Annotated in this window: 8 protein-coding genes; 2 read left to right on the top strand and 6 right to left on the bottom strand. The window is 72.0% G+C overall.

The genetic code is table 11. The features are described 5' to 3' along the window. Positions 1 to 72 precede the first annotated feature (72 nt). Positions 73 to 1308 (bottom strand): Stp1/IreP family PP2C-type Ser/Thr phosphatase, encoded by a 1236-nt coding sequence (locus WMF34_RS19635; RefSeq protein WP_012236425.1) that lies wholly within the window; start codon positions 1306 to 1308, stop codon positions 73 to 75. Positions 1309 to 1361: 53 nt separating this feature from the next. Beyond that, positions 1362 to 2117: a hypothetical protein gene (locus WMF34_RS19630; RefSeq protein ID WP_437994180.1), complete on the bottom strand. Its 756-nt coding sequence runs from the start codon at positions 2115 to 2117 to the stop codon at positions 1362 to 1364. A 176-nt stretch (positions 2118 to 2293) separates the two neighbouring features. Between WMF34_RS19630 and WMF34_RS19625 the strand changes: the two genes are divergently transcribed. Further along, entirely contained in the window at positions 2294 to 3745 is a 1452-nt protein-coding gene (locus tag WMF34_RS19625; protein WP_437994179.1) for a sigma 54-interacting transcriptional regulator, read from the top strand. Between the two features lie 330 nt (positions 3746 to 4075). Here WMF34_RS19625 and WMF34_RS19620 read toward each other — a convergent pair whose 3' ends face one another. The 3 genes from WMF34_RS19620 to WMF34_RS19610 are packed head-to-tail and all read right to left on the bottom strand — an operon-like array spanning position 4076 to position 12233. Next, the gene (locus WMF34_RS19620) at positions 4076 to 8689 is read right to left on the bottom strand and encodes a Kelch repeat-containing protein (protein ID WP_437994178.1); all 4614 of its coding nucleotides are present in this window, start codon (positions 8687 to 8689) and stop codon (positions 4076 to 4078) included. Between the two features lie 25 nt (positions 8690 to 8714). Then, on the bottom strand, positions 8715 to 10523 hold the full coding sequence (locus WMF34_RS19615; RefSeq protein ID WP_437994177.1) for a PEGA domain-containing protein: 1809 nt from the start codon (positions 10521 to 10523) through the stop codon (positions 8715 to 8717). A gap of 18 nt (positions 10524 to 10541) precedes the next feature. Continuing rightward, complete coding sequence (locus WMF34_RS19610; protein ID WP_437994176.1) at positions 10542 to 12233, bottom strand: serine/threonine protein kinase; 1692 nt, start codon at positions 12231 to 12233, stop codon at positions 10542 to 10544. Between the two features lie 641 nt (positions 12234 to 12874). On the opposite strand from WMF34_RS19610, the gene WMF34_RS19605 reads away from it, so the two are divergent. Next, positions 12875 to 13780 (top strand): hypothetical protein, encoded by a 906-nt coding sequence (locus tag WMF34_RS19605; protein ID WP_437994175.1) that lies wholly within the window; start codon positions 12875 to 12877, stop codon positions 13778 to 13780. A 132-nt stretch (positions 13781 to 13912) separates the two neighbouring features. On the opposite strand, the gene WMF34_RS19600 is transcribed toward WMF34_RS19605, so the two are convergent. Further along, complete coding sequence (locus WMF34_RS19600) at positions 13913 to 14773, bottom strand: hypothetical protein (protein WP_437994174.1); 861 nt, start codon at positions 14771 to 14773, stop codon at positions 13913 to 13915. Between the last annotated feature and the right edge of the window lie 30 nt (positions 14774 to 14803).

Here is a 14803-nt window from a genome sequence, read left to right as displayed (position 1 = left end):
GCGCGCAGGTCGACGCCGCCGGCGCGCAGGTCGACGCCGACGCGGCCGACCCGAGCGCGCCAGCAGTGCGGCTCACGGCTTGATGGGGGCGCCACACTCGACGCAGAACCGGTTGCCGATGAAGAGCTCGTGCTTGCAGTGCGCGCACCGCGCGACCCGCACCTCGGTCGCGCGCTTGGCGGGCTTCGAGGGCGGGGCTTCCTTCACCGGAGGCCTCGCCGCCGTCGTCACCGCGGCGTAGCGACCGGAGCCAGCGGCGGCCCGCGAGCGCCGATCCGTGAACGGCGCGGCGGCCATGCGCGCCACCGCGCCTGGCGCGCTGTGGGCCTGGCTCCGCAGGCCGCTGTCCGCGATGGAGTGGACCTGCTGCGCCGCGATGTCGAGATCGACCTCGTCGACCGGGAGCTGTCCCTCGTGGACCGCCGCGGGCGGAACCGTCTCGCCGAACTCATCGACGTGGAGGGGCCGGGTGTCGTCGAGCTCCGCGCTGTTCGGTTGCCGCTCGTCCTGCGCGTCGAGCTGGATGCGGACGATCAGCGCCGAGATGTTGTCGGTCCCGCCCGCCTCGTTGGCCATCTCGATGAGGAGCTCGCAGGCCTCGTGCGGATCCTGGGTGATGTCGAACACATCGAGCATCTGCTGCTCCGAGATCATCCCGCTCAACCCGTCCGAGCAGAGCAGGAAGACGTCGCCGGGCTGGGTGTGCTCCGAGCGGATGTCGACCTTCACGGCGTCCTTCATGCCGAGCGCGCGCGTGATGATGTTCTTCGGGAGCCTCGCCAGCTCGTCCTGGCTCAGGTCGGGCTTGAGCGCGAGGGCGTCGTTGATGAGCGAGTGGTCCTTCGTGAGCTGCTCGATCTCGCCGTGTCGGATCCGGTAGCAGCGGCTGTCGCCGACGTGCCCGACATGGATCTGCTCCGTTTCGCACGACACGTAGGCGGCGACCACCGTCGAGCCCATGCCCTGGTGCTGGGTGTACGTGTTCGATATGACGAACACATCGTGGTTCGCCTTGCGGATCGCCGCGACGACGCGCCGTGCTTCCGGATCGAGCTCCTGTTCGTCGGCCGGGACGGGGCCTGGCAGGCTGCCGGCGCGGGTCGCCTCGAAGAAGTTGTCGAGCGATTTGGTCGCGAGCGCGCTGGCGACGTTGCCCGCGTTGTGCCCGCCCATGCCGTCCGCCACGACGAAGAGGCCGAGATCGGACTTCACGAGGACGTTGTCCTCGTTGTGCTTTCGCTGGCGACCTACGTCGGTCACGGCAGCCGCGACGGGTCGGGTGCGGCTGCTCGTCCTGAACTCGCCCATTCGCGGCAGATTATACCTGCCCCTCGCTCTGGACCGCCCACATTCCGGCTGCTTTAGCGGCGGGCTGCTCCCTGGGAGCCGGTCGCCTGAGCGGCGATCCTCGGTGACGTACCGGCCGAGGCTGCCGGTGGTCGCGTGCCCCGGGGTAGGGGATCCAGCGCGAGGCGCACACCGAACTGGAAGAATCCGTAGGCCGTGGGGTCGGAACCCTCGTCAGGGCGCGAGAGGTAGGTGCCGGCGTCGAGCTCGGCGAACACGCCGACGCCAAGGATCGGGGCCGGGTAGAAGTCGGCGCCCAGCGCGATGCGGGCGACATCGAGACCGTGGAACACATGATCGGTCCCGGTTGGACCGGCCGCCGAGGCGTCCGGCCATGTGAAGACCGTTCGCCGGTACCCCACGCCGTAGCTGATCCAGGGGTCGACCGCGATCCCCTGGGCGACGTGGTAGACGAACCCCAGACCCAGATCGAGGCTTCGGCCGGAGCAGTCGCTGCAGCCTGCCGCTGCCGAGAGCAGGGTGTAGGAGCCGCTTGCTTCCAGGACGGTCACGCGGCTCAAGCCGATGCCGAGGTTGGCGCCGAAGGCGAACCCGCCCGAGACCGTGTCGGCGACCGGCTGGCCAGCGGCCATGCCGCCGAAGGGCTGGCTGTACCCGGCCCGCCCCTGGAGCAGGAGGTGTCCGCTTCGCTCGTCGGGCCCGGCGGGGCGCTTCACCCCGGCTTCCGGCCCGGATTCCTCTTCTTCTTCCTCGGCTGCGGCCGTCGTCTGATCTGCGGGCTGGGCGAGGGCCTGGTTGGCCGAGAGCACCCAGCCCGCTGCCGCCACGCCGAGCGCCGGCGCGGTCCACCTTGTCGAGCGCGATCTCACGAACGGCCTCTAGAACAGCGCGGTCCAGAGCGCAAAGGGGGGCGCGTGCCGACGAGCAGGAATGTCGCCCGGGCGACGCAACTGCGCCTCGCGTGCCGACGACAAACCTCCTGGACATGGACGACGCACAGATCCGCAGCGACCACGACAGCCCTTCCAGACCCCTCACCTCGGCTCACGGCGGTATGGCGGCGCCCGCGCCGCCTGCGGCGCCGGCCGCGCTCCTCGTGGCGCTGCCGGGAGCGCTCGTCGGAGCGCCCGGCGATCGATCGGACCCGGGTGCGCGCGGCGGTGAGCCCCTCTCGACCCGGGACGTCACCGTCGAGATCGTGGACGATAGCGACGTGCTCGCCACGGTGTGGCTCCGCTGCGAGCATCCCGGCGGAGGCGCTCCAGTGCGCATCGCCGTCGCGCCGGGGGCCGAGCTCATCCTGGGCAGCGCTCCGGCCGCGGACGTGAGGCTCGACGATGCCGCGGTGAGCGCCCGGCACTGCCGCGTCGCGCACCGCGGCGCATCGATCGAGGTGACGGACCTCGGCTCTCGCAACGGCGTTCGTGTCGGTGGCGTCCGCGTGCGGCAGGCGATGCTCGTCCCTGGCGGCTGCTTCGAGATCGGTCGCACGGCGATGTGCGTCGAGGCGGCCCGAAAAGTCCCGGTGATCGAGGAGGATGGGCCGCCGCTCCCCGGGCTCATCGGCCGCTCGCGGCCCATGCGGCAGCTCGCCGCGGCGGTGCGGCGGGTGGCGCCGCTGCAGCTCCCCGTGCTGCTGCGCGGCGAGTCGGGCACGGGCAAGGATCTCGTGGCCCGGGCGATCCACGCGGAGAGCACCCGGGCCGATCGGCCGTTCGTGGTCCTGAACGCCGCCACGATCCTGCGGGAGCTCGCCGAGTCCGAGCTGTTCGGCCATCGTCGGGGTGCGTTCACCGGCGCGGTTCGGGAGCGTCAGGGGGCGTTCGTCGAGGCCAGCCATGGGACGCTCTTCCTCGACGAGATCGCGGCGCTCTCGCTGGAGGTCCAGGCGAAGCTGCTGCGCGTCGTGGAGGAGGGGATGGTCCGCCCGCTGGGCGCGGAGAGGGCGATGCAGGTCAACGTGCGGCTCGTCGTCGCCACCTGCGAGCCCCTGGAGACCCTCGTCAGTGAGCGTCGCTTCCGCGCGGATCTCTACGAGCGCCTGGCGGTGTGCCGTCTTCAGCTCCCTGCGCTGCGCGATCGGCCCGACGACATCCCGCTCCTGGCCGAGCACCTCCTGGCGAGCTCCGAGATTGGCCGGCGCCAGCTGTCCCCCGGGGCGCTCGCCGCGCTGAGGGCGCACCGCTGGCAAGGCAACGTCCGGGAGCTGCGGAACGTGCTCATCCAGGCCGCGCTGCGCGCGCATGGCCGTGTGCTGCCCGAGCACATCACGGCGGTCATCGCCGATCGCGAGCCCCCGGTCCGCCGGAAGATCACGCCCGCCGATGCGCTCCGCGCCTTCGAGGAGGTCGGCGGCAACGTCAGCGCCGCGGCGCGGCTCGCGGATGTTCCGCGGTCGACGATGCGGGATCTGCTTCGCGTCGCGAAGGAGAGGTGAGAGGGCGGTCGGGGCCGGGGCGCCTTCCCGGGAGCACGCGCCGAGGGGAGGGTCTGCGCGGCGGCCGCGGGTGGGCGCTCGCCATCCGCCAAGACGGGAGCGCGGAGCTCGCGCATGAAACACCACCCGGCATGTCTCCCTTCGGGCCATGCCACCTGGGACGTTTCGTCGCGCGCCACACAAGGCGCGCCTGAGACGTGGAGCCCGCTGAGACCTCATGGCACCTCGGTCGGTGCTGGATCGCGCCCACCCGCGGCCGCCGCGCAGACCCTCCCCTCGGCGCTACGGGCGTAGATGCGGGGTCGGTGGGCTCATCGATCGCGGGCGCCTTCACGCCACAGCGCGCGGGCGCCGGGCAGCCAGGGCGGCGAGGGCGAGCACGAAGAGCGCTGCCAGCGTTCGGGGCAACGGCGGAGGGGCGCCGGGAGCAGCGAGGGCGCAGCCGCTGGTGTCGTGGTGGTAGTGGTCGGGCGGCGCATCGACGCATCGATGCGTCCGGTCGCAGACCTTGCCGTCCACGCAATCGCGGACCGAGTCGCAGCGGGTCATGCACTGTCCTGTGGCCTTGTCGCACGCATACGAGGCGCAGGTCTTCGGCTCGCCGGCTACGCATACGCCGTCGTCGCAGTGGTCGTCTGGCGTGCACGGGTCGCCATCGCTGTCGCAGCTTGCGCCGTCGTCCTTCGCCGGGTTGTCGCACACCCCCGTCGACGGATCGCAGCTGCCCTGCCTGTGGCACGCATCGGGTGCCGGGCAATCGACTTCCTCGAGTCCCGTGCAGATCCCGACCCGGCAGGCGTCGCGCCGGGTACAGAGGTTCCCGTCATCGCAGGTGGCGCCCTCGTCTTTGGGCGTCTGCGGCGAGCAGCTCCCCGTCCCCGGGTTGCACTCGCCCGGCGCGTGGCAGCCGTCGGATGCCATGCAGGCCACGGGGTTCGTGCCCTGGCAGGCGCCGCCCTGGCAAATATCGCTCTGCGTGCATGCGTTGCCGTCGTCGCAGGCGACGTCGACGACAGGCTCGCAGGTGCCCGGGATCCGGGCGCCGGTGGGGATGAGGGTGATGTCGGTGGTGACGGCGCAGACGTCGCAGGGGCCGCCGTCGCAGGCTGCGTCGCAGCAGACGCCGTCGACGCAGACGCCGCTCTGGCAATCGGCCGCCCGGCGGCACAGGGTGCCATTGGAGAGGAGCTCGAACAGCTCGGCGGTGGCCAGCGGGATTCCGCCGGCGCCAACGCCGCCGACCACGAGCACCGTGCCATCGTCGAGCACGAGCCCCGCGGGCTTGCTCCGGGGCGTCCTCAACGGGCGGGCCTCGTGCCAGGCATTCGCGGTCGGGTCGTAGAGCTCCACGCTCGTCAGCGGGCCGCCGGCGTCGGCGCCGCCCGCGACCAGCACCCGTCCGCCCGGCAGCACCGTGGCCACATGGCCCGTGCGCGCATGGCGCATCGGTACCGTAGGCGAAAAGGATCTGGTCGTGGGATCGAAGAGCTCTGCCCGAGCAAGGACGTCATCGCTACCCGCACCTCCAGCGATCAGGACCTGACCCGTCCGCAGAAGTGTGGCGGTATGGCCGGTGCGGGCGTCGCTCATCCCCAAGGGAACCGGTTGCCATTGGTCGGTGCTCGGATCGTACAGCTCTGCGTCTCTGAGAGCGCCAACGCGTCCCCAGCCTCCGGCAGCCAGCACCTGTCCGTTCGGCAGTAGCGTCGCGGTGAACTGCCAGCGGGCCGCCGACATGGCGCCGTTGGAGGGAATCCATTGGTCGGTGATCGGGTTGTATCGTTCGGCGTCGCCCAGCGCGCCGCCGATCCCCCAACCTCCGGCGACCAGCACCTGCTCGTTGTTGAGCCGGACCGCAGCATGGTAGGCGCGGGCGCGGGTCATCGCGCGGGCGAGCCGCCAGGTTTCCGTCGCCGGGTCGTACAGCTCCGCGCTCGCGAGGGGGCCGCCGGAACCGTTGCCGCCCGCGACGAGCACCTGGTCGTTTGGCAGCAGCGTCGCGGTGTGAGCATGACGGGCGCTGTTCATCCTGGCGGCCGGGAGCCAGGTTCGGTTCGCTGGATCGTACTGCTCCACGCTCGCCTCGTCGCCGGCGTTGCTGAGCCCCCCAGCGACCAGCACGCGATCGTCGGGCAGCGGCGTCACGGTGGCGTGGACACGGCCGGCGCGCATCGACGCCGCGGCCATCCAGCGCCCAGCCGGATCGTACAGCTTCACGCTCGCGAGCCGACGAGCGACGTTGTAACCGCCCGCGACCAGCACCTGCCCGCTCGGCAGCAGCGTCGCGGTGTGGTCACCGTGTCCGGTGCCCATCGAGCCAGCGGGTAGCCACGTTTCCGTCGCCACGTCGTACAACTCCGCGCTCGCGTGATAAGGGCCGGACCTGTCGGTCTTGTCCGTGCCGCCTGCGACGAGCACCTGCCCGTTCGGCAGCAGCGTCGCGGTGTGACTAGCGCGGGCGGTGCCCATCGAGTCGACGGGCAGCCACGTTCCCGTCGCCACGTCGTACAGCTCCGCGCTTGGGAGAATACCACCGGAACGGTCGGCCCAGCCGCCCGCGAAGAGCACCTGCCCGTTCGGCAGCAGCGTGGCGGTGTGACGATAGCGGGCGGTGCCCATCGAGTCGGCGGGCAGCCACGTTCCCGTCGCCACGTCGTACAGCTCCGCGCTCGCGAGAAAATCGTCGGAGGTGCCGTCCCAGCCGCCCGCGAAGAGCACCTGGCCGTTCGGCAGCAACGTCGCGGCGGTGTGAGCAGCGCGGGCGGTGCGCATCGAGTCGACGGGCAGCCACGTTCCCGTCGTCACGTCGTACAGCTCCGCGCTCGCGAGAGAAGCATTGGAGGCGTTCCCGCCGCCCGCGACGAGCACCTGCCCGTTCGGCAGCAGCGTTGCGGTGTGACCATAGCGGACGGAGCCCATCGAGTCGGCGCGCTGCCAGGTCCCCGTCGATGGGACGTACAGCTCTGCGCTCGCGAGAAAATCGCCGGAGGCGAGGTCACGGCCCCCCGCGACGAGCACCTGCCCGTTCGGCAGCAGCGTCGCGGTGTGAGCAGCGCGGGCGGAGCCCATCGAGGCGGCGGGCTGCCAGATCCCCGTCGCCGGATCATACAGTTCCGCGCTCGCGAGATTACCACCGGAGGCGAGGTCTACGCCGCCCGCGACGAGCACCTGCCCGCTCGGCAGCAGCGTCGCGGTGTGACCAAGGCGGGCGGAGCCCATCGAGGCGGCGGGCTGCCAGATCCCCGTCGCCGGATCGTACAGCTCCGCGCTCGCGAGAAGATCGCCGGAGGCGCCGTCCCAGCCGCCCGCGACGAGCACCTGCCCGCTCGGCAGCAGCGTCGCGGTGTGACCACCGCGGGCAGTGCCCATCGAGGCGGCGGGCTGCCACGTTCCCGTCACCGGATCGTACAGCTCCGCGCTCGCGTCGACACCGCCCGCGACGAGCACCTGCCCGCTCGGCAGCAGCGTCGCGGTGTGATCACCGCGGGCGGAGCCCATCGAGCCGGCGGGCTGCCAGATATCCGTCGCCGGATCGTACAGCTCCGCGCTCGCGAGAGAAGCATTGGGGGCGTCCCAGCCGCCCGCGACGAGCACCTGCCCGCTCGGCAGCAGCGTCGCGGTGTGACCACCGCGGGCGGAGCCCATCGAGGCGGCGGGCTGCCAGATATCCGTCGCCGGATCGTACAGCTCCGCGCTTGCGAGAGAAGCATTGGAGGCGTTCCCGCCGCCCGCGACGAGCACCTGCCCGCTCGGCAGCAGCGTCGCGGTGTGATAATAGCGGGCGGAGCCCATCGAGGCGGCGAGCTGCCAGATATCCGTCGCCGGATCGTACAGCTCCGCGCTCGCGAGAAAATCGCCGGAGGCGCCGTCCCAGCCGCCCGCGACGAGCACCTGCCCGCTCGGCAGCAGCGTCGCGGTGTGACCACCGCGGGCGGAGCCCATCGAGGCGGCGGGCAGCCACGTTCCCGTCACCGGGTCGTACAGCTCCGCGCTCGCGTCCCAGCCGCCCACGACGAGCACCTGCCCGCTCGGCAGCAGCGTCGTGGTGTGACCATAGCGGGCGGAGCCCATCGAGCCGGTGGGCTGCCAGGTTCCGGTCGCCGGGTCGTACAGATCGGTGCTCGTGAGAGGATTAATGGAGGAGTCGCGCGAGCCGCCCACGACCAGCACCTGCCCGCTTCGCAGCAGCGTTGCGGTGTGATCTTGGCGGGCAGTGCCCATCTCCCCCGTCGCCTGCCACACCGGATCCACCAGCACCGCCTCCCCGCTGGCCTGCACCCACAGCTCGATCCGCTGCCCCCGCGCCGCGAGCCGCGCCTCGATCGCTCTCCCCGCTCCAGCATGCGCCTCGGGCGCCGTGACCCGCATCCGCGCTCTGCCGCCCTCGTCCACCACCGCCACCGCCTCGCCCTCTTGCCGCAGCGCCGCCCCGTCCACCTCCCACACGGCGACCGGCGCATCGCTCGTGACGTGCTCTGCCTCCAGCAGCAGCCACTCCTCCGCGCCCCCGTCCGCCATCGCGGTCCAGTACGACCGACCTCCCGTTCGTGCATAGGTCACCGCGTTGCCTTCGAGCGCCGCCTCGCCCGCAGCGCCGATCTCGCGCACCTCGAACGCAAACCCGCCCTGCCCGCGGAAGCGCAGCCCCTTTTCGCCCGTCGCAGGCAACACCGCCTCGATCCTCTCTGCCGCGGGCCGGAACCGTCCCGGCGCTTCCGCCTGCGACCTCGCCACAAACCCCTCACCGGTCGCCACGAACCCCGCGCCCGCCGCGAGCACCTGCGTCACCTGCTTCGGAAAGCGCGCGCGCAGCACCTCGCTCGGCCCCTGTGAAGGCCCGTCCGCATCGCTGTCGCTGCATCCAGCCAGCACCCCGAGCGCCAGCACGAGCAGCGCCACCCAGCCGCCAAGCAACCCGCACCTGGGCAAGAACGCGAAACGCATGACCCCTCCCGCAAGCGTGCAAGCGTCAAAGATCGAACCGCGCCCCCACGGTCGGCGCCACGCCGACGACGACACCGCCCACCAGCGTCTCGGCGCTGAACCACCCATAGCCGTCGCGACGGGCGTGGATCCCGTCCGCCTCGCGCCACGCCGGCCGTGACACCGGGAACAGCACCGGCACCTCCAGCCCCGCGTTCAGCTCGACATGCTCGCCGAGCGACCACCCGACGCGCACCTCCGGCGTGACGAACAGGAAGCGCGCCGCCTGTGTCCCGACGACCGTTCCCACCGCGTACGACGGCGCGCGCACCGTGCGCGCATCGAACGATCCGCTCCGCGCGTCGGACATCGACCCGAAGACGCCGCCCGCGCCGAGCCGGACGTGGATCGGCAAGCCCGCGTCGAGCGCGTAGCCGACCCACGCGCCGAGGAACAGGCCGCGCAGCCGGAGCACGTCGTCGACCTCGCCGGCGACGGTCGTATCACCCGCGCCCGCGGCGTCCGTATCACTCGCCGTCTGCACGGCAGGGTCCCCGACGAGGTTGAGCGACGTGCGCCGCCCGCGCATCGCCTGCGTCACCGAGAGCGCTCCGATCGACGCCCCGAACCCGAGGCCCGAGCTCAGCTGGTACCCGCCGCGGAGCACGCCGTAGCTCCCGGCGCCCACCCCCGCGCTGCACCCCTTGCCGCACGTGCCCGCCACGTCGCCCCCGAAGCTCGGCACGAGCAGCATCGCCGTCCCCAGCTCCACGAGGAAGCGCGGCGGCGGCGGCGGCTTGCGCCAGAAGGGCGACGCCGGATCGCGCTCGAGCTCCACCAAGAGCTCCTCCCGCCCGCCGCGCGGGAGCGCGATCGCGCGCGTCGCGGGCAAGAACGCCTCGGCCGTGACCTCGACGGTGTGCTTCCCCGCGCGCACCTGCCCTTCCCACGGACCCCGGCCGAGCGACACGCCGTCGAGCGACACGAGCGCGTCCACGGGCACGGGCGCGATGCGCAGCGCGGCGTCGAGCTCCTCCGCCTCGAGCCGCAACTGCTCGACCTCGTCCACCCGGAGGCTCACGCGGACCGGCGCGGTGCCGAGGCGCCCCGCGCCGCGCAGGAGCACCACGTGCGCGCCGGGCGCGAGCGGCACCGAGAGCGGCGCCCCCGAGGTCTTGCCGACCTCGACGCCGTCGACGACCACCGAGAGCTCCCGCCCGCGCGCCTCGACGACCCGGAGCGTCCCCACCTGCTTCAGCCGGACCAGGCGCGCCGAGACGCGCGCGGTCTGCCCGCCCGCGACCTCGACGCGCGTCTCGAACGGCTCGAAGCCCTCCTTGTACACGCGCACGCCGTGGCTGCCCGCCGCAACCCGGAGCGGCGCGAGCAGCGGAAACTCCCCCCGCTGCTGCCCGTCGACGGTGATCGCCGCGCCGGGCTCGGCCTGCTCGATCTCGACGGTGCCGACGAGCCCGCGCAGCGCGATCACCTCGCGCTGGATCGCGTCCCGCCTCGGGGCCTCCAGGGTCTCCGAGAAGTCGCGCAGCGCGATCTCGAAGAGACCGAGCGCCTCGTCGAAGCGCTGGAGGCGCTTCAGGCTCTCGGCGGCGCCGAGCGTCGCGCTCTCGCTCGGGTAAAGCGTCCTCGACGCCTGGAACTCCGCGAGCGCGGCGCTCCAGGCCGCCTCCTGATAGAGCTGCCTGCCCTTGAAAAAGCGCGCCCTCGCTTCGTCCTTCGCGTCCTCGGGCGGCGCGCTCTCGCCGGCCGGCGGCTCAGGCTGAGCGAGCCCAACCCCCGGCGATACGAGCGAGGCAGCGAGCAGGACCGCGATCGCTCTGGCTCGGCGTCTGAGCACGGTGAGGGAGCGTACCGTTTATCGGAAGGTGTCGGGGATCAATGACCCCGCCGTCGCTGTCGCATTCGGGGGCGCGGGCGCTGCGGTCGCCTTCGGCGCGACCGTCGCCTTCCCGGCCGGCGGCGCCGCAGGCCTTGGTTTTGCCGTGTCGAGCTGCATCCTGGACGGGGCGGCGCCGGCCTCAGTCAGGATCACCTCACCCCGCAGCTCGTCCTTGCCCTTGAAGAGCCGGACGCGATGCCGGCTCCCGGGCGCGCCCTCGATCGTCACCTCACCGCCGTCGACCTTCGCCGGCGCCCCGTCGATTTCCACCGATACATCGGCTGGAGACACGGCAAGCCTCGCACGCTGGAGGGCAGGGGGCGGCGCGGCGACGACAGGCGTCGTGCTCTCTGGCAGCGCGGCCGGCGCCGGCGCCATCGCGGGGACCGAGGGCGCTGCGGCCTCGCTGGGCGAGACGCTGTCCTGGTGGTTGGCCGCCCTCGAGAGGCTGAAGGCGATGACCCCGGCGGCCGCCGTGAGCCCTATCGCCGCGGCGGCCACGCGGCGCGCGCGAGCTCGAGGATCGCTCCGGCCGTTCGACCGCGCCGTCGCGTCGCCGGTGCCCGTGGTGACGGTCGACTCCGCGGTCGTCGTGGAGCCGGCGGGGGCGGTTTCTCGCAGCATCCCAGACGCATCCACGGTCGTCGCCGACGGGGAGGCCGCGCGCCCCACGCGCACCGCGAGGCGCGTGATCATCTGCCGGCGTGCGTCGCCCGGTGGGAGCGATATGGGGCGCTTCGGCGCGATCACGGCGCACGTCGCCTCGCTGATCGGGACCAGGTGCTCCTCGCGGAGCGAAGAGCCGTGGGGGAGGAGCGGGCGGATCGCGTCGAGCATCGCCGCTGCGCTCGGGAAGCGATCGCCGGCGTCGAACCTCAGCGTGCGATGGACCACGGCCGCCACCTCCGGGCCGACCCAGGGCGCGAGCTCCTGGATCGGCTCGGGGCTCACCGAGCAGATCGCCATGATCAGATCGCCGAACGCCTCGATGTGCTCGTGCGGAACCCTCCCCGAGAGCGCGCGGTAGAGGACCATCCCGAGCGACCAGAGATCGGTGTGGTAGTCGATGTCGCTGACGCCCCGCGCCTGCTCGGGCGACATGTAGAGCGGCGAGCCGAGGATCCCCCCCGTGCGGGTGAGGCCCGTGGTCGGGCCGCCCTGGTGCGGGTCCGGCTTGATCTTGGCGATGCCGAAATCGAGGATCTTGACCACGACCTCACCCTCCGCGCGGCGCGCGAGGAAGAGGTTCGCGGGCTTGATGTCCCGGTGGAGGATGCGCGCCTCGTGGGCCTTCTGGAGACCCACGCAGACCTGCGCCGCGATGCGAAGGGCGGTGTCGGGCTCGAGCTTGCCGACCCTGTCGAGCAGGCGCTGGAGGTCTTCCCCTTCCAGGAGCTCCATCACCATGTAGGGCGCCCCCGTCGCAGGATCGGTCCCTGCGTCGCGCACCCGGACGATGTGCTCGGTGTCGAGCGCTCCCATCGCCCGAACCTCGCGCTGGAAGCGCCCGACGCTGGTCTTGCTGCGGCTCAGCAGCTCGCTCTCGACGCACTTGAGCGCCAGGCGCTCGCCGGTCTCGACCAGCTCGACCTCATAGACCGACCCCATCCCCCCTTGGCCGAGCAGGCGGAGCACACGGTACTTGCCGTTGAACAGCTCCCCGATCAAAGCCCACGCAGCATACGCGATGGATGAGCGCCGGGGAACGAGGGGACGGCGGACCGACGACGCCCCATCGACCCGACCGTACGAGCGCACCTCCAGGCGCACCGCCGTGACCTGCCAGCATCTCCCGGCGCCGTGCCAGCGCCTCCCGGCGGTTCCCCAGCAACCCCGGGACGCGTGCCGGCACCCGCTGGTACGGCTCCGAGGAGCTGCTGGTACAGCTCCTCGGAGCTGCTGGTGCGGCTCCTCGGAGCTGCTGGTACGGCTCCTCGGAGCTGCTGGTACGGCTCCTCGGAGCTGCTGGTACGGCTCCTCGGAGCTGCTGATGCAGGTCCTCGGACCTGCTGGTGCAGTACCTCGGACGTGCTGGTACGGCCCCTCGGAGCTGCTGGTACAGCACCTCGGACCTGCTGGTGCGGATCCCGGGCGCTGCTGAAACGCTTCCCGGCCGTCTCGGCGACGCTGGCCGCGTTCCCGGGCTGCTGGGTTCGCGCCCCGGCCCGCTGGGGCACACCCCGGGCGCGCTGGCGCAGCTCCGCGGCGACACAACCGTGCTCGCCGGATCGCCAGAGCCTGCGCGCACTGCGGCGAGCTCTGCCGTCGTGCTACGCCTGTCCGATCGCCACCCCCACTGGAGGTAGGTTATGAGAATCGAACTCTCACAAGAGCAGCACGCCGTCCTGAAGGAGACCCGCGCGGTCGCGACCCCCGCGGAGTTTCAGGCCCTCCTCGATACCGCGCGGCCCGAGATGGACCGCATCGTCCGCGAGGTCATGGAGCCGAGCCAACCCGTCTCGACCACCCTCACGGAGCTCCGGGACCTCTACCTGTCGGTCGTGCAGTACGAGGCGCAGCTCGCGAGCAAGGCCTACGGCCCCGAGCGCCGCGCGCTGCTCCGCAGATCCATCCAGCTGCTCGACACCGCGAACCTCTGGTTCGGCGAGGGCAAGCGCACCGGCGCGTATCAGGTGCGGCCCATCGACCAGGTGATCAAGGCGAGCCGGCCGTGGCGCGCGCGGCTCAAGGCGTTCGCCGACCAGGCGTTCGCGTTCGAGCCGGACGTCGCCGAGCAGTTCGCCGACGTCAACACGAGCGGCACGCTCACCGAGGAGACCAGCGATCTCGCCATGCTGCTCCGGCTCGCCAAGCAGCACCAGGCTCGCCTTTCGCCCGTCGGCCTCACCGAGGACTTCCTGCGCGAAGGCGGCACCCTGCTCGACGAGGTGAGCGGGCGCGACCTGCTCGGCATCCTCGGCCTGCGGAACCGGGAAGAGGCGATGGTGCTCCGCAACTCGATCGTGACGTATGCCACGCTGCTCGGGAACGAGGCGCGCGCCGCCGGCGTCAACGCCTGCTGGGACATCCCCGAGGCGAAGCGCCGCTTCAGCGCCACCTCGTTCCGCAACGCGCTGCGGAGGCTCCGCCCGAAGCGCCGCGGCAGCGCCGCCGCGCCGGCCGAGCCGGCGCTCGTCGAAGCCAAGCCCGCCGACGCCAAGCCTGTCGAGACCAAGCCCACCGACGCCAAGCCCGTCGAGCCCTCGCCGGTCTGAAGCCACTCCCGATCAAAAACGCGGCGTGCCAGCGCTGCGAACGCACCGCAACCCCGCTGTCACGCTGGCAGGAGCGCCTGACTCAACCGGTCGCGCTCCGCCAGGGCTGGCCTTGCTCTCGCGATCGGCGCGTCAATGCGCGGTGCCCCGGAGGCGCTTCTCGATCGTCTCCTGAACGTCGGCGGGGAGCGAATGGAGATGCTCCTCGGAGAGCATGCGCAGCACCTCCACCGGGAGCGCGAGGATCACCTGCTCGGGGGCGAGCCCGGCGAGCCGCTGCTCGGGGGCGAGCCCGGCGAGCCGCTGCTCGGGGGCGAGCCCGGCGAGCCGCTTTTCCACGGGCATCGCCTCGACCAGCTTCTGGAACATCTCCTCGTACCCCGGGAGCTCCTCGATGTCCGGCTGCTTCATCCTCGTGTCCCTCATCCACTGCTTCAGCCACCGTGCTGCCTCGCCCGGCAGGGCGGACCGATGGCTGAAGAGCCGCAGGTAGTCGTCGCGTTCCGCCTCGGTCACCTCGTCCGTGATGGCGAGGTACGTATCGTACATCGGCCCGTCGATGCGCGCATACCCTCCGCCGAGCGGGCTCAGAGTCCAGCCCTTGCGCGCCAGATCCTCGCGCAGCGTCGGCGTTACCGACGCGACCACCAGCACCAGCGTCAGGTCCGCCGGCGCCGGTAGGTCGTCGAGGTGGGCCGTCTCGTACAGTCCGCCATAGGTCACGAGCCGCACCAGATCCCCGGGCCGGAACGACGACTCGACGGGGCTCTTGTACTCCACGATCGCCACGCGCCCGAGCCGCGCCCAGAGCGCGCGCAGCACGAGCGCCTGGTCATCCTTCCGCTCGGCGCCGACCCGACGAAGGAGCAAGAGGTCCGCGCGCTGAGGCTCGATCGTGAGCCGCACCTCGGACAGGACCTCGAAGTTCGGCGGAGCCCGGTCCGCGACGAGGCTCACGAAAGCCAGATGCCAGAGGTCGAATCGCAGCTCCATGACGGCGAGGACACCTAGAGCGACAAACGG

Origin of the sequence: Sorangium sp. So ce145 (assembly GCF_051525985.1) — a bacterium.
Classification (GTDB): Bacteria; Myxococcota_A; Polyangia; order Polyangiales; family Polyangiaceae; genus Sorangium; species Sorangium cellulosum_B.
This window is presented reverse-complemented; position numbering and strand designations above follow the sequence as displayed.